Origin of the sequence: Roseivirga ehrenbergii (assembly GCF_001593005.1) — a bacterium.
Classification (GTDB): domain Bacteria; phylum Bacteroidota; class Bacteroidia; order Cytophagales; family Cyclobacteriaceae; genus Roseivirga; species Roseivirga ehrenbergii.
Map to the genome: position 1 here is coordinate 17,815 of NZ_LQZQ01000003.1, position 16,137 is coordinate 33,951.

General features: G+C 40.9%; 15 protein-coding genes and 1 riboswitch. Of the genes, 6 read left to right on the forward strand and 9 right to left on the reverse strand.

Annotated features, from left to right (window positions below):
* The first annotated feature begins 1 nt into the window (after window position 1).
* The gene (locus MB14_RS04180) at window positions 2–394 is read left to right on the forward strand and encodes a hypothetical protein (protein ID WP_246032635.1); all 393 of its coding nucleotides are present in this window, start codon (window positions 2–4) and stop codon (window positions 392–394) included.
* 8 nt (window positions 395–402) lie between these two features.
* Here MB14_RS04180 and MB14_RS04185 read toward each other — a convergent pair whose 3' ends face one another.
* The 6 genes from MB14_RS04185 to MB14_RS04210 form a co-directional block, all read right to left on the reverse strand.
* Window positions 403–1,584, reverse strand: a complete 1,182-nt coding sequence (locus tag MB14_RS04185) for a CehA/McbA family metallohydrolase domain-containing protein (protein ID WP_062589072.1) — start codon at window positions 1,582–1,584, stop codon at window positions 403–405.
* A gap of 427 nt (window positions 1,585–2,011) precedes the next feature.
* Entirely contained in the window at window positions 2,012–3,148 is a 1,137-nt protein-coding gene (locus MB14_RS04190; RefSeq protein ID WP_062589074.1) for a formimidoylglutamase, read from the reverse strand.
* A 217-nt stretch (window positions 3,149–3,365) separates the two neighbouring features.
* Entirely contained in the window at window positions 3,366–3,656 is a 291-nt protein-coding gene (locus MB14_RS04195) for a hypothetical protein (protein ID WP_053225131.1), read from the reverse strand.
* 193 nt (window positions 3,657–3,849) lie between these two features.
* On the reverse strand, window positions 3,850–5,154 hold the full coding sequence (nqrF, locus tag MB14_RS04200) for an NADH:ubiquinone reductase (Na(+)-transporting) subunit F (protein WP_053224012.1): 1,305 nt from the start codon (window positions 5,152–5,154) through the stop codon (window positions 3,850–3,852).
* Window positions 5,155–5,285: 131 nt separating this feature from the next.
* Complete coding sequence (locus tag MB14_RS04205; RefSeq protein ID WP_084375958.1) at window positions 5,286–6,560, reverse strand: homoserine dehydrogenase; 1,275 nt, start codon at window positions 6,558–6,560, stop codon at window positions 5,286–5,288.
* Complete coding sequence (locus MB14_RS04210) at window positions 6,547–7,611, reverse strand: homoserine O-acetyltransferase family protein (RefSeq protein WP_062589076.1); 1,065 nt, start codon at window positions 7,609–7,611, stop codon at window positions 6,547–6,549. The genes MB14_RS04205 and MB14_RS04210 overlap by 14 nt, the downstream gene beginning before the upstream one ends.
* 167 nt (window positions 7,612–7,778) lie before the next feature.
* Window positions 7,779–7,897: riboswitch (SAM riboswitch) on the reverse strand.
* Between the two features lie 191 nt (window positions 7,898–8,088).
* Here MB14_RS04210 and MB14_RS04215 point away from each other — a divergent pair.
* From MB14_RS04215 to MB14_RS04225, 3 genes are read left to right on the forward strand one after another with little or no spacing between them, the layout of a single operon-like run.
* Window positions 8,089–8,988 (forward strand): LysR substrate-binding domain-containing protein, encoded by a 900-nt coding sequence (locus MB14_RS04215; RefSeq protein ID WP_062589077.1) that lies wholly within the window; start codon window positions 8,089–8,091, stop codon window positions 8,986–8,988.
* A gap of 59 nt (window positions 8,989–9,047) precedes the next feature.
* Complete coding sequence (locus MB14_RS04220; RefSeq protein ID WP_062589079.1) at window positions 9,048–10,226, forward strand: threonine synthase; 1,179 nt, start codon at window positions 9,048–9,050, stop codon at window positions 10,224–10,226.
* A gap of 25 nt (window positions 10,227–10,251) precedes the next feature.
* A complete protein-coding gene (locus MB14_RS04225) occupies window positions 10,252–11,172 on the forward strand; it encodes a YeiH family protein (RefSeq protein ID WP_062589081.1) in 921 nt (306 codons plus the stop codon).
* Between the two features lie 963 nt (window positions 11,173–12,135).
* On the opposite strand, the gene MB14_RS04230 is transcribed toward MB14_RS04225, so the two are convergent.
* From MB14_RS04230 to accD, 3 genes are read right to left on the reverse strand one after another with little or no spacing between them, the layout of a single operon-like run.
* Window positions 12,136–13,113: a radical SAM protein gene (locus tag MB14_RS04230; RefSeq protein WP_062589083.1), complete on the reverse strand. Its 978-nt coding sequence runs from the start codon at window positions 13,111–13,113 to the stop codon at window positions 12,136–12,138.
* A 42-nt stretch (window positions 13,114–13,155) separates the two neighbouring features.
* Window positions 13,156–13,401, reverse strand: a complete 246-nt coding sequence (locus MB14_RS04235; RefSeq protein WP_062589084.1) for a hypothetical protein — start codon at window positions 13,399–13,401, stop codon at window positions 13,156–13,158.
* A 10-nt stretch (window positions 13,402–13,411) separates the two neighbouring features.
* The gene (gene accD, locus MB14_RS04240; RefSeq protein ID WP_062589086.1) at window positions 13,412–14,254 is read right to left on the reverse strand and encodes an acetyl-CoA carboxylase, carboxyltransferase subunit beta; all 843 of its coding nucleotides are present in this window, start codon (window positions 14,252–14,254) and stop codon (window positions 13,412–13,414) included.
* Between the two features lie 198 nt (window positions 14,255–14,452).
* On the opposite strand from accD, the gene MB14_RS04245 reads away from it, so the two are divergent.
* Window positions 14,453–15,028 carry a TetR/AcrR family transcriptional regulator gene (locus MB14_RS04245; RefSeq protein ID WP_062299916.1) on the forward strand — a complete coding sequence of 192 codons (576 nt, stop codon included), beginning with the start codon at window positions 14,453–14,455 and terminating at the stop codon, window positions 15,026–15,028.
* Window positions 15,029–15,040: 12 nt separating this feature from the next.
* Window positions 15,041–16,120 (forward strand): 3-oxoacyl-ACP synthase III family protein, encoded by a 1,080-nt coding sequence (locus MB14_RS04250; protein WP_062589089.1) that lies wholly within the window; start codon window positions 15,041–15,043, stop codon window positions 16,118–16,120.
* Window positions 16,121–16,137: the final 17 nt, after the last annotated feature.

Below are 16,137 nucleotides of genomic sequence, written 5' to 3' on the forward strand. Positions count from 1 at the left end.
AATGCGAAAGTACAGAACTGCGATGATTTTAGTAATTGGCATTTTAGTGGCTATTATGCTATGGCAGTCATTTAGCCAGCCTTCCGTTTCCGACCTCAAGGGTGGTTTTACCGAAGTGGCTTTTTACCGTAACGAAAACAATACAGGGCCAGTCGTTCGAGTGTACATTGTTACCGTAGCCGACCCTGAAAATGCTGAAATGGAAGCCTATGGCAACTATATGCTCCACACCAAATTTGGTAATACTAAAGTGTACTTCTTCCCCGAAGGCAACCCAACACCAACAAATGTAAGTGGAGGCGATGTCAACTTTTCAGCAGAGTTTAACAGCTCCTACATCGCTAAATACGAGAAGAATGCTTCGGGATTGGTGGTGTTTGAAAAGAAAAATTAGCCGTATAGTTAATGTGAAATTGGCTGCGTCCAGGCCATTTCATAATCACCTTCTTGAAATGGATTTTCTTTAATTTTTGAAGAGATAATTCTTGCCCTGACAAAGAGCATTTCTTTGGTCAGTTTAAAAGAGGCTTCGGTGCCATTCACCGTTTCGAATACTTCGCTTTTATCGCTTCCTTTCCTTACTCCAATAAACTCGATGGTATAGCTCACGTCAGCTTCTGCCTTAATTTCCAATTCGATTTCACTTTTACCTTGTTCTAAAGAAGTCAAGGTGACTCCAGTTGAAGCGTAGAAATTTCCCGCCTCCATGGTTTCAATAAGAGATTTAGCATCAAGGGATTTACTGTTTACCATCACCCATCCACGGCCGCTATTACTATACTGCCCACCAAATAAATGGTAATTATGACTGTCGTCCGTGGCAATGCCATACATTAAAGGCTGATTTCTGTTGAGATAAGCAATGTTGATTTGATCCCACATTTCTTCCATGCCCATTCTGGTGGAATCTCCATAATTATGCACTTGAGGGTGACCATTAAAAACTTCGAAAAAACGTTCTCCGCAAAGTGATTTCATGTCTTCCACGGTAACGGCCCAGCCGAAATTGGGATGGTTAATGTGGGGCATAATAGGCTCTCCAGTGGCTTTTCTTTGTTCTAATACCGCATCAATATTGTTCTGCATTGTTTCGGCTACACTGTTTCCATGCCTGGGCTTAATAAGCTCCTGAATATTAGCAGCGTTCATATGCAATGGTTTTCCGCCATAGCCATCTGTAATTTCTTGGGCCGTAATGATGGCAAACTTTCCAGCTTCTTCAAACAATGGTTTGTATTCAGATTCGGTTTTTAGCTTTACGCTAATGCCCGTGCTGTCCTCTTTATATTCCACCCAATCTTCACCGTATTTCTTCAAGTAATCTTCAAAAGCCTGTTGGTAGATCATGCTTTTCGGAAGCTTCTTCCACTTTTCGGTTCGGGCGATAATGTTGTGTTCTGAAAGTGCAATAAACTGGTAGTCGTTGCTTTTATACCAATCCAAAACCATTTCAGGAAATCCATCTCCATCGCTCCAGTAGGTGTGGGTGTGCAAATTTCCTTTGAGCCAATTGGCTTCTTCCTCCTGTTCGCAACTGAGAATACTAAGAAATAAAAATAGAACAATAACAGATCTGATTTTCATGGCTTTAGAGCTTGATTTCTATTGAAAATTAAGCATTTGTGATTTAAGACGCTCAACTTACAATATCATCAAATTGTGAATTCTAAAATATCAGAAGTTGGTATAAGTATTTAAAGCAAGGTGATATATGGCTAAATAGAGTGGTCAGATTTTTAAAAACAAAACGATCAGTTACAAAATAAATATTGAATATTTATAAATATAAGTAGGGTGTTTTGGGCTTCGAGCGTATAAGGTTCAAACAACATTAGTGAAGCGCGCGGTTTCACAATGTAGAAAAATACCATTTTTATTTTAATGACCCAGCAAAAAGCTCTTTCACAGACGGTGCAAAGAGCTTTTTCATGTTGTTCTAACTTTCCAAAAGTTGCTTGATATTTATAATGAACACTTTATGAATTAACTTTTGGAAAGTTTTTACCGAGGATTATATCAACTTGGCTTGTGCCCTAATCCATCTTTCAGGTAGTTCGCCATGTGTAGCATTGGTATAGTCTTTATAGCTACAAGGCAAGTAAGCTTTCTGGCTGTGTTTAGTGCCGAAGGTAACCAACATCCACCATTTATCGGTTGACTTACTTTTATAAAAAACCATTGTGTCGTCAGTACCTTCTTGTGAAACTACATAACGAGTGTACTCGCTCGACTCAAACTTTCCGCTGTCTTTTCTATTGTAGAAACCTTCTACAAAGTACCAAAGCATGGTGGCGATTACGGTAGCAGTCTTACCATGTTGGTCATCTAAATCTGGGCTAAAGCCAGAAATACTGATGGAACTTAATTTCTCATTCATTCCCGCATACCAACAAAGTCGGCAAGCTTCTTCGCCTGTTAGGCCAAAAGGCTGGGCATTGGGGTTGGCAGGCGCATCGGCACTGCGAATAGCGGTGATGTCAAAAGTCATCATATTCGCCATCCGTACCAAGGGTTCTGCTTCTTGGAAATTTTCACGCAACTCGCCCAATCGCATGGCTTCGAAATAGAGTTTGTCTAACACGCTCAAATGGTCTTGGCCCACCAAGTAGCTTTGGTGTGCTAAATGATTGTATGAGAATAGGTAATTTGGTGTGTAGGTCAGTATTTTGTCTAAGAAAGTAGCGTTTTCATCGCCCTTTGGTTCAAGGTCTAAAGTGGCGTCAACATTTAAAAGCGTAATCAGTTCGGGCAAAGATTCATAGGCCTGAAACTGCCCAAAACTAAGGTCATGTGATCCGCCAATAATCAACGGAAGGATTTTATGTCGGAGTAAAAACTCACAGACTTCTCTTAATCTATCGTTGGTGTCTTCAAGGTTTTCTCCGCTTTTCAAATTGCCTAAATCGGCAATTCTATAGTTTCCAGCGCCTTTCTTTAGCTGAAAAAACTTGGCTCTAATTTTATCCACCCCATCACTTTCACCTTCTGCTTCTCCAGCACTTCGGTTGTCAGTTAAGCCCACAAGGGCAATGTCACACTTGGTAATATCAAAATTATCGCTGCCCGAAGATTGAACAGAATGTCCTACACTATTGGCGGGCAATTCTTCAGAAATATCTACGGGGCTAAAAAAGAGTTTGAGGTTCATTTAAAAGTGGCCTAGTTCAGAAAAATAAAGATAGTTGATTTTAGTCTATTCGGGAAAATGGAGTTGAAATGTTAGTGCATAAAAAAAACCGCTCATTAAGCGGTTTTTGCTTTTCGGTCTAGCTTTTTATTTCTGATCTATAGATGGTGAACCATTTAGGTGTCGACAAATAAGGGGAACTCAGTGTGAAATGTTTTAAGTGGATTATTTCTAAAGTCTAATTTTTGGTGATTTCTATATTTAAGGTTCCGCAATCCTTTAGCGAGAACGATTTGTTTTGATTGGAACCACCAATAGTATAGGTGTGACTTCCTTCTGTTAGGCTAATAGTTTTCTGGCCTCCATTGCTGATGTTTCCTCTTAAGGTTCCGTCTACAATTAGGGTAATTGAATTTCCGTAACTGTTGTAGAATACCGCGGTGGCCGAACCACAAGAGGCTAAATCTTCGCAACTGGATAGCGAGATGCTAGCCATAAATAGAATGAATAAGACTTTGATTTTTTTCATCGAGAATCAATTTGAACTGAATTTTTATTTCTCAATAAATAACAAATCAGAACCTGAAACCAATAAAAGTCACCAACTACCCAAAACTATTCATGAGTAACCAGTCTTATTTTGATTCGAACTGAAGTCTTCAACAAAAAAAATGGCCATCCTAAAAGAATGGCCATTGTATATTTTTAATGCTTGGGGTTAATTAACCTCCAAAGTCATCAAATGCTACGTTTTCAGGAGGAACACCCCAATCATCGCACATTTTAATTACCGCTGCGTTCATCATTGGAGGCCCACAGAAGTAAAACTCTATATCTTCTGGAGAATCATGTTTGCTCAAGTATTGGTCAATCACCGCTTGGTGAACAAAACCTAAGAAACCATCACCTTCTTTATCATTTACATCTTTCTTCTCTACCCAATTGTCCTCTGGCATCGGTTCAGAAAGCACAAGATAGAAACGGAAGTTCGGGAATTCCTTTTCGATTTTCTGGAAATCTTCTAGGTAGAAAAGCTCTCTTTTTGAACGTCCACCGTACCAGTAAGATACCTTTCTTCCTGTTTTCAACGTGTGGAAAAGATGGAATAAATGAGATCTCATTGGCGCCATACCTGCACCACCACCAACATAAAGCATTTCTGCATCGGTAGGCTTAATGAAGAATTCACCGTAAGGTCCAGAAATAGTTACTTTATCGCCTGGTTTTCTAGTAAATACATAAGAAGAACAAATACCAGGGTTAACATCCATCCATTTGTTATTTGCTCTGTCCCAAGGTGGAGTAGCAATACGGATGTTCAACATGATGATATTTCCTTCGGCAGGGTGGTTAGCCATTGAATAGGCACGGAAGATTTCTTCTTCATTCACCATTTTTAAATCCCAAAGCTGGAATTTGTCCCAATCTCCTTTGAACTTGTCTGGACCAGCTGGATCGTTTGGATGCGGCTCAATGTTGATCGTTTTGAAATCACAAACTACCGGTGGAACGTCTACTTGAATATAACCACCTGCTTCAAACTCTAAGTGCTCGCCTTCAGGCAATTTCACCACGAATTCTTTAATAAATGAGGCCACGTTGTAGTTTGAAACCACTTCGCATTCCCATTTCTTAATACCGAAGATTTCTTCAGGTATTTGAATACGCATGTCGTTTTTAACCTTTACCTGGCAAGAAAGACGAACGCCTTCTTTTTGTTCGGCACGGTTAAGGTGACCCACTTCGGTTGGAAGTACATCTCCTCCACCTTCGTTTACGGTACATTTACACATGGCACAAGTACCACCACCACCGCAAGCAGACGGAAGGAAAATTTTCTGACTAGAAAGGGTATTTAATAGGGTACTTCCTGCGGAAGTAATAATAGGGTTCGCCTCGTCACCGTTTACGATGATTTTAACGTCTCCCGATTGAACTAACTTGGACTGAGCATAAAGCAAAATCAGTACGAGCAATAAGATTACAGCCGAAAACGCGACTACTGAAGTGATAATTACTGAAGACATTTAACAATCTCTTTTAAATCAACAATTGGTTAGGCCGTAAATCGACCTCCCATAAGGGCTACAAATATATCCACTAAAGATTAAAATGGAGAAGGATTCAGTAAAAAAACCACGCATTTAGAAGATACTCTTTAAACGCTGATTTTTTCTCTCAACTTTTGACCCTTTATCAATTCTAAAATCTCGGTTTCCAGTGCGCTAAGGTCTAATTCTTCCGAAATTTCGGTGTCATTGTCGAACTGAACTACAGAGATTTTAGAGTTATAAACCCATTTAGATTGAAGTAGTTTTGAAAGTTTGATTTTACCGATCACATAACTTCTATCAAAGCAGAAGAATTTTTCGGAAACTGCTTCGAACTCGTTGAGGTCAATATGCTCTGGTTTTTCAAAACTGACATACACTGTTACAGCGTTTTCGCTACTGAAATGTACCTTGCCTTGATTGTAGTGCTTTTTATATTCGTATTTGTAATCATAGCTCAATGCCGAAATATCTGAAAGCACGGCCGCACCAGTAGGTAAACTTCCAGCTCCTTTTCCTATAAATAACTGATCGTCACAGAATTCACCGTTCAATGTAACTGCGTTGAACTCGTTATTTACATTTCTGAGGTTATGGTTCTCCTTTATAAACTGAGGCAAAACGCAGGCAAATACCTCATCGTTTTTTCGCGAAGCTTGAGCAATGAGCTTAATTCTATAACCGTGTTTTCTTGCAAACTCCAAATCGCTTGGCTGCAAATGGTCGATGCCTAAATTGGCGATCTTCTCTGGCGACACGTTAATACCAAAAGCATGCGTCAGCAATATGCTCAGCTTAAATTTCGGGTCGAAGCCTTTTACATCTAAAGTGGGATCGCTTTCAGCAAAACCTTTTTCTTTGGCTTCTTCCAAAGCTTGAGTGTAATCCAAATGCTCATCAAAAATTTTGGTGAGAATGTAATTGGTGGAGCCATTGAAAATCCCTTTGATTTCGTTCAGTGGTTCGTGACCAAAGTACTCTTCCAAAGTTCTGATGATAGGAATACTGCCACAAACCGCACCTTCATACAAAATTCCCTTTCCAGTTTTTTCCTGAAGATCAATCAGGTATTCAAGGTTTTCGGCCACCATCTTTTTATTGGCCGTAACCACCGACTTGCCGTTTTTTAAAGCCGTAGTTACAATTTCAAGCGCAGCTTCCGCATTATCAATCAGCTCTACAATTACGTCAATAGAAGGGTCGTTCAAAATGTCTTCTTTAGTATAAGTAAAAACGGATTCGGGAAGACTTCTTACTTTATGGCGATCTTTCACACAAATCCTTACGATTTCACCTTCAAAGTTTTTTGAATTGTTGATGGTTTGATAAAGGCCTTGCCCTACACAGCCAAAGCCGAAAAGCCCTATTTTAATTGCTCTCATTACTTAAGAATGGTTTTAGTATTTCAGATATTTTTTGAGTTTCGATTAAGAAGCCGTCATGGCCATAATCGGATTGAATGATTTTGAATGTTGAATTCGGCAGGTGCTCTGCTATAATTTGCTGATCTTCTATTGGGAAAAGAATATCACCCTCAATGCCAATGATTAAGGTTTCTGCCTTTATTGTCGCCAATGCTTTTTGAACACTGCCTCTTCCGCGCCCCACATTGTGCGTGTCCATGGCTTTCCCCAAAACATAATAGCTGCGTGCATCAAAACGATGACTAAGCTTTAACCCTTGGTAACGCTGGTAGCTCTCGGCTCTATAATTATCGAGCGCTTCGTTGTCGTCTTTCTGGCTTTGGTTGAAAGTGCTGGGTGTACGATATGAAAGTAAGGCCATGGCTCTAGCCGCTTCCATTCCTTTCTTTCCTCCGTTAACCGAGCTGGAATAAAATGAAGGATCTGCTTCGATGGCCATGCGTTGCGCAGCGCGAATGGCTTTGCCCCAAGGGCTGCTTTGTGCCGAAGTGGCAATTACGAATAGTTTATCGAAAATAGGTTCTTCAATTACCCACTCTAGAATTTGTTGACCACCAGTAGATCCCCCCATGCCCAAATGGATGCGCTCAATTTCTAAGTGCTTCCTGAGCAAAATATGGGCCTTTACCTGATCACGAATGGTGATATTGGGGAAGTTCGATAAATACCTTTCACCAGTATTTGGGTCGAAGTCTCTAGGGCCAGTGGTACCATAACAAGAACCCAGAATATTAGCACAAACAATAAAATGTTCTTCAGGATTAATCAAGTAATTATACCCAATCAAACCTGGCCACCATTGTATTGGGTCTGCATTTGCCGTTAGGGCATGGCAAACCCAAACCACATTACTTTTGTCTTGATTGAGGGTACCAAAGGTTTGGTAGGCAATCTGAACCTCATTAAGAGTCTCGCCAGATTCTAGGCAGAATTCGTCTGAATGACGATAGTAGTGCAACGAATCGCTCACTTTTTTTGGATTTTGAGTAAATGGAATTGATGTAGTCATGACGCAAGAATTTTGAATGTAGAACAGCAGGAAAGGATTCTGAGAAATTCAGAATTAGGCTGTAATCAAACAACAAATTGAGACATGAAGAATTGACCCTGACTTTGAGGGTATGGTATGGAGCGGACGCTTGTCCACAAAGGATAAATAGGTTTGCATAACTGTCAAATTTATATTCTCCCGAAAACCACTCGGCTTTCTTTAGGGATTAGGAATTAGCACCTTTCCTCTGCGGATGGTTGCTAGCGCTTCATAGAGCCTATCTCTCCACGCTTCTGTATAAATCGATTCTTGAAATTTGGCTGATGCCAAAACAAGAATTCTCGACTTGTGGGCACAAACCTACAAGCCGTTTTACGAATTTCAAAATGGATGAAGGGAAAAATAATCTGAAAGTACAATTCCTATTCATGGATTGTGCTTTTTGACTAGAATTGTTTCGCATCATCTTTCTTTCAATCCCGTATATTGCGGCCTATGTTATCCATTTCACACGAAGTTTTTTATACCGTGGCCAGTCACTTAAGCTTTTCTAAAGCCGCGGAAATTCTTTGTATATCACAGCCAGCAGTAAGCAAACAGATAAAAAAATTGGAGGGAGAAATGGAAGTGCCTCTTTTTCAGCGCAAGGGCAATGCTGTGTTTTTAACGCCTCAAGGCGAAAAAATGCTGAGCTATTTGCGTGAAGCCAAGCATATCCAGAAACGCATGGAATCGGATATGGACATTGTCAAAAGTCAGTTGACAGCCAAAGGCGAACTGAGGATAGGTGCTAGTACCACCCTGTCGCTGTATGTGTTGCCCAAAGTGCTTTCTTCGTTCCGAAAAAAATGGCCTTTGGTGAAAATCACTTTGATCAATCGAAATACTGAGAACATTCTTAAGGCGCTGACCAATGAAGAAATTGATTTGGCTGTGGTAGAAGATAAACATGAAGCCAGCGGACTCCATTATGATTTTTTTATGGCGGATAAAATCATTCCGATTTGTTCCACACACAGTCCTTATGCAGGCCGTGAAATTTCTATGAAAGAACTGAAGGAAATTCCTTTAGCCTTACGCGAAGTGGGTTCTGGAACTTTGTCTGCTTGGTCTAGAAAAATGGCGCAGTTGAATATTAAGTCCTCCGACTTGAACATTAAAGTGCGATTGGGCGGTACCGAAGTACTTAAGAATTTTTTGGTGGAAGATACCGCTGTGGGTTTTCTTTCGCCTTTGGCGGTAAAACGCGAAGTGGCATTGGGTTTACTAACCGAGGTAAATATTTCGGGTTTGGCAGTAGAACGAAGTTTCAACTTTGTAACAAGAACGGGTGAAACCATGACCGATGTGACCAAGGCTTTTATTAAGCAGGCAAAACTTAGTTATAACCGATAGTTATAGTGGGTTACTAATAATCATTTGATTGGTTATGATTAGCGATGCAGTTTTGCATCATGAACTTCATCAAAACACAAACATCGCTCGCTAGTCATTTGGAATGCTCCAAATGTAAAAAATCATACTCTCTTCATGAATTGCAGACTTTTGCGACCTGCTGTAACAAGCCATTGGTCGTACAGTATCATGCCACCGATTCCTTTGGTATTTCTGATCTTCAGGGTAGAAAATCCACCATGTGGCGCTATCGAGAAATGTTGCCTGTTTTGGATGACGCCAATATTGTTTCTCTTGGCGAGGGCATGACTCCCATACTGCCGCTCAAACGATTGGTCGCTCAATTGGGGCTAAATGACCTTCAAATGAAAGATGAATCACTGAACCCAACGGGTTCTTTCAAGGCGCGAGGTTTGAGCATGGCGGTTTCAAAAGCCAAAGAATTAGGAGTGGAAAAATGTGTGGTTCCCACTGCGGGAAATGCAGGAGGGGCAATGGCGGCATATTGCGCTTCGGCAGAAATAAAAGCTACGGTAATTATGCCAAGCCATACCCCTAAAATTTTTCAAGAAGAATGTCAGTATTACGGAGCAGAATTGATTTTAGTAAAAGGCCTGATTAATCAATGCGGAGCGTTGGCCGCCAAAATTGAGAAAGAGCAAGACGCTTTCAATATTTCCACCTTAAAGGAACCTTACCGACTTGAGGGTAAGAAAACTATGGGTTATGAGATTGCTGAGCAGATGAATTGGCAGTTGCCTGATGTGATTTTGTACCCCACTGGCGGAGGCACAGGCCTACTCGGGATCTGGAAAGCTTTTCATGAAATGATTAACCTTGGCTGGTTAAAAGCAGATATGAAGTTGCCTCGAATGATTGTAGTGCAAGCGGCTAACTGTTCTCCCGTTGTCGATTCACTGAATGGAATTAGTAAAGATATTTCTGAATACACGGAGTCTTTGGCCAATGGTTTGGCTGTGCCAGTGGCCTTTGGTCAGGATATGATTCACCGTGTGGTAAAGGAATCGGGCGGCACTTCGGTGACAGTTTCTGAACAAGAGATGATTGATGGCGTGAAGGAAATGGCAAAGCAAGAAGGGGTGTTGGTAGCACCAGAAGGAGCTGCACTTTGGAAAGCCATCCCAAAACTTATCGCTAGCGGAGAAATTTCACGCTCGGAAAAAATTCTGATGATCAATACGGGCAGTGGTTACAAGTACTTAGAGAACTTGAATTAAACGTTTCGATTTAAACCTCTAAATCATGTTAATTTTCAAAAGAAGCTTATTTATAGGCCTGGCAGCGCTATGCCTTTTGCCTGCGATCAACGCACCGATTGCCTTAATCTTGGGGCTTATTTTCGGGAGTATAATAGGGGATATTGGTTTTAGGCAAGTACCAAAAATCACAAAATGGCTACTGCAAATTGCCGTGGTGGCATTGGGTTTTTGCATTGCGGTGGATAAAGCCATTGCAGCAGGTTCGGAAGGGTTTACGCTGACAGCGCTTTCTGTTGTTGCTGTGTTAGGTTTGGGCTTATTCCTGACAAAACGATTTCACTTGGATAAGAAAATGTCTTTCTTAATCTCTTCCGGAACGGCCATTTGTGGAGGAAGTGCGATAGCCTCAATGGCATCTGTGATCAATGCTTCGACCAGAGAAATATCTTCTGCTTTGGCGGTGGTTTTTTTATTGAATGCCTTGGCTGTTTTTATTTTTCCTAGCCTTGGGGCTTTTTTGCACATGACGCAACATCAATTTGGTTTATGGTGTGCCATAGCAATTCATGATACCAGTTCGGTAGTGGGAGCTGCTTCAGTATATGGCAAGGAAGCGCTTGAGTTGGCAACGACCGCCAAGCTGGTGAGGGTATTATGGATTATCCCGTTGATGCTTGGAATGGCCGTTTTCACCAATGATAAAAAGCAATTCAAATTCCCTTGGTTCGTGCTCTTCTTTATACTAGCTATGGTTATTTCAACCTTTTTTCCGCTGACAAAAGCACTTACCTTAAGCATGTTTACTTTTTCTAAATCGCTAATGTCTTTGGTGTTGTTCTTAATGGGGGCGAGTTTAACATTCAAAGAATTCAAGGTGGTAGGCTATAAACCTTTGGTGTACGGCATTGTACTTTGGGTGTTTGTGGGCGTAGCTTCAGCTGCTTTGATCTTGGCTTTTTATTAAAAGGAGTTTAACCGCAAAGATCGGTAAGGTGCGCGAAGTGAAATTAGATTAGTTGAATGTGTTTCATCCTGAAATAGGTTTGCACAACACTCCCCTAACCACTATTTGTTAAATCGGTAAGTCGAGAATAATCTCCAATTTAATTGTATGCACACAGCTTTTCATCCTGAGTGGCAGCGAAGGAACTAGAAATAGATTCATGAATAGGAAAGCTTAGATCCTTCGTCCCTCAGGAAAAGAAAGGAGGCAGTTTCGTTTCCATCAATGAAAGCTAAGTTAGCGTGAGCCTAGCCTTTGATTAAACGGGTAAGCCGAGAGTTCATTTTCAATCTAATTGTGTTGGTCACGTCCTGAAATAGGTTGACACAACACTCCCCTAACCCCTCTTAATAGAGGGGAATGGTTTGTCAGAAATTTGATTTTCATTTCTCCGAAACGCGGAAGAGTTATGTAGGAAGGAAAATCATTCACCTTCTCAGTATTCCCTCCTTGAGGAGGGTAGGGTGGTGATTTACCCTAGGATTTAGGTAGCAGTTTCGTTTCAATCAATCATTTGAAGCTAAGTTAGCGTGACGCTCATTCATTAAACTGGGAAGCTCTAAAAATAATCTCCAATCTAATTGTATGCACACAGCTTTTCATCCTGAGTGACAGCGAAGGAACTAGAAATGGAATCATGAATAGGAAAGCTTAGATTGTATCGTCCTGAAATAGGTTGACACAACACTCCCCTAACCCCTCTTAATAGAGGGGAATGGTTTGGCAGTAAGTTTGAGCCCGTTCATTTATTAGACTGATAAACCCAAAACTAATGTCTAATCCAGTTGTGTGCACACTCCTTTTCATCCTGAGGCACGAAGGAACTAGAAGCAGAATAATGGATCGGAAAAATTTAGATCCTTCCCCGAAGCCTCGGATTCAGGGTGAAAAAAGATTAAGGATTAAGAAGTAGAATTAGGTACTTCAAAAAAGCTGCTTCCAAGTGCCTTTGATGCGGTTGTATTTGAGGGTGCTAGGAAGCGCCTTCCACCAATACTTATTTATTTCAACTGCAAAACTAGGCTGCATATAACAGTTGATCGCGCAACCTTCACAAGCATCGTAACGGCCTTCCATAGCAATAGCAGCTTGCACTTTTTCTGATTGATAAAGATTGAACAGGTCGTTTTGAATGGGGATGGTTTCTATTCCCAAATGGTAGCAGGGCATGACCAATTCGTTTTGAGGGGAAATAACAATTGTGGTAGACCCAGCTTTGCAAATGGGCTTGTCGATATGGTTACCGCCATCACGCCTGAGTTCGATAAAACCTTCGTTTAAGTAAACATTCTTACGCTTGGCCCATTTTTCTAGAAGGTCTAAGGTTGAAGAAGAAAGCGAAGGCCCCGTTTCGACTTCGTTATATTCAAAAACTGGGTTTAGAATAAGGACAAGGTTATTAGGAAGCGTAATTTGTTGATAGACCTTTTCGATTTCATCAATGTTTTCTTCAAACACCGTCATCAGAATATCCGGTCTTTCCCCCAAGCTTTTGGCCAGCTGAATGGACTCCATGACGGTATCGAAACAGGCTACGCCACGGGCGGTATCGTGCTTTTCTTTACTGGCGTAATCGAGTGAAAAATGGAGCATATCCACCAAACCTTTAAGCGATTCTGCTCGCTTAGGGTAGAGTAAGCCATTAGTGGTCACGGTGGTAATATGGCCAAAAGATTTTGCGAGTTTTAGAAGTTCGGGCAATTGACGGTGGAGTAGAGGTTCGCCTCCCGTAAAATCGACCACCTTAACGCCTAGTTTTTTAAGGTCGCTAAAATTGCGCTCGGCATCTTCTAGCTTAATGTAAGGCGATGGCTTCTCCCAAATATCACAAAAGCTACAGGTTGCGTTGCAACGATAAGTAACGTAGTAATTGCAAAGTATAGGGTGCTTAATAAGTCTCATAAGGTACTTCAGACTGTTAAGCTAAGTAGTTTCTGCTGTTATTTAAGCCAAAACGTAGACGCCTAACACTATAAGCGTTAATCCACCCAAAATACCCAGCCAAACGGCCTGTACTTTCTTATTAGGCTTCGGGTAAAAACCTTCCACTTTGAGTGTAGCCCAAACCATAATGGCGAGGCCAAGAGATAGAGCGCCAATCTTTAAAAGTATTGAGGTGGCGAGTAGTGTGAACATCAGTATGATGGACAATACTACTCTAACTCCAGTTTTAGAAATTGACAAATTCATAGCGAGGTTGTTAATTCTTCAACATACTCAACAATGTAGTCAATTGTTTTTTCAAATCCCTGCGGTCAACAATGAAATCTAAGAAGCCATGGTCAAGAACAAACTCGGCACTTTGGAAACCTTTTGGTAAATCTTTACCTACAGTATCGCGGATAATTCGTGGGCCGGCAAATCCAATTAATGAACCCGGTTCTGCAATATTAAAGTCACCCAACATGGCGTAAGAAGCGCTTACTCCACCTGTGGTCGGATCTGTCAATAGTGAAATGTATGGAATGCCTGCCTCAGAAAGTCGTGCAAGTTTGGCAGATGTTTTAGCCATCTGCATCAGTGAATAACCGGCTTCCATCATTCGAGCACCGCCTGATTTCGAAATCATCAAGAAAGGCATTTTGTTCTCTAAAGCGAAGTCGATTGCACGAGCAATTTTTTCCCCCACAACAGAACCCATAGAACCACCAATAAAGGCAAAGTCCATGCACGAAACCACAATGTCAATCCCGTTCATTTTGCCATGAGCCGAACGAACAGCGTCTGTCAATTGGGTTTTGGCCTGTGTTTCTACAATCCTTTTTGGATAGGGCTTGCTGTCAACAAACTTAAGCGGATCACCAGAAGTCAATTTGGCGTCCATTTCAGTGAATTTATTATTATCGAAAATGATTTCGAAGTATTCTTTAGAACCGATGCGCACATGAAAACCATCTTCTGGGCTTACGTATGCATTGTTTTTAAGCTCGCGGGTATGAACAATCTTCCCGTTAGGGGTTTTGAACCATAAACCGTCTGGTGCATCTTTCTTCTGTTCTGTAGGGGTAGTAATCCCTTTAACTTTTCTCTCAAACCAAGACATATGCGTTCTTTATTAAGCTTGAACTTTATAAACAAATAGGGAACAAAAATAGGTCAAAACTGTGGTAGCCCAAAGCCTAATCGTGAGAACCTCTCATAAAACATCTATATAACCAACAAAAAGCTAAAAACTGATTGGTTTTTTATTCATTTCTCTTTTCCTTCGTATCACGGAATGAACGTTCATTCCGCATTACAAATGTTTGAAAATAAGCTCGATAAACGTTCCTTGATTTTGGGCACTACTCTGAATTTAATTTCGGAGCAGGGTTTTCATGGTACGCCAATATCTATTATTGCTCAGCGAGCTGGAGTTGGTGCAGGTACTATATACCGTTATTTTCAAAATAAGGAGGAACTGATCAATGAGCTTTTCAAAGAGATAAAGCGAGATATTATTCGGGCCATGCTCAATAATTATAGTGACGAGGGTGATTTTAAAGCACGTTTTATGCACCTATGGAAAAACATGGTTCACTATTTTATGAAGCACCCAAAGGAATTTAATTTTATTGAGCAGCACCGCTACGCGCCTTACATGAGCAACCTTACAAGAGAAGAGTCTTTTATGATTTTATCACCTGTGATGATGTTTTTTATTGAGGCTAAGCGGGCCAAGGCCATGAAGGACCTACCATTGTATACCATCATAGCATTGCTATATGGTCCAATTGTGTCTTTGCTCAAACAACATATTGACAACAATCAAAATCTTTCAGACGACAGGATAGATCAGGCCGCAGAGGCCTGTTGGGATGCCGTGAAACACAATTAACAAAAGTGAATTATGCGCGATTGCAAAGTAATTATTAACGGGGTGGGAAGTTGTATTCCCGAAAGAATAGTTAAAAATGAAGATTTCCTAAATGCTGAATTCTATCAGGAAAACGGAGAGAAATTTACAGCAGATAATGCTGAAATCATTCGAAAATTTGAAGCCATCACAGGAATCAAAGCCAGACGCTATGCCAATGACGATCAAATGGCCTCTGACTTGGCTACCATTGCTGCAAAAAATGCATTGGACAATAGTACTATAGATGCCGAAGAACTAGACTACATAATTGTAGCCCACAATTTCGGAGATATGGAAGTGGGTACGCAACGCACCGACATGATGCCGAGCTTGGCCTCACGCGTAAAGCACAATCTAAATATTCAGAACCCTGCTACTTCATGTTACGATGTGATTTTCGGTTGCCCGGGTTGGTTGCAATCAAGTATTCAGGCTTATCAAATGATTATGATGGGTGATGCTAAAAATGTTTTGGTTGTGGGTACAGAAACCATTAGTCGTGTGGTAGATGTGCACGATCGTGATTCAATGATTTTTGCCGATGGAGCAGGCGCTACTATTTTTCAAGGAGTATCAGCCGATACCAATGGAGGTGTGCTTTCGCAAAGTTCTAGAACCGATGCTACAGTTGAAATGAGTTACCTAGAGATGGGTGCTTCTTTCCACCCAGAAAAGCAAAACGGCAAACGCTTTATAAAAATGAAAGGCCGTAAGATTTACGAATATGCGTTAGTGAATGTAGCCGAAGCTATTAAAACTGCTATGGACAAAGCAGGGGTGGAACTGAAAGGCGTAGATAAAATTTTGATCCACCAAGCGAATGAAAAAATGGATGAAGCCATTTTAAAGAAGCTTTTTAAAATTTGTGGACAAGAAAAACCTATGGCGGAGTTTATGCCTATGACCATCCAAGATTTGGGCAATAGTTCTGTTGCCACAATTCCTACCATGTTGGATTTGATCCAAAGAAATGAACTAGAAGGACATCAAATCAACTCTGGGGACATATTAGTTTTTGCTTCAGTGGGTGCAGGAATGCACATTAATGCAATGGTATATAAAGTGCCTTAAAGGTGCCTCGCTGGTCG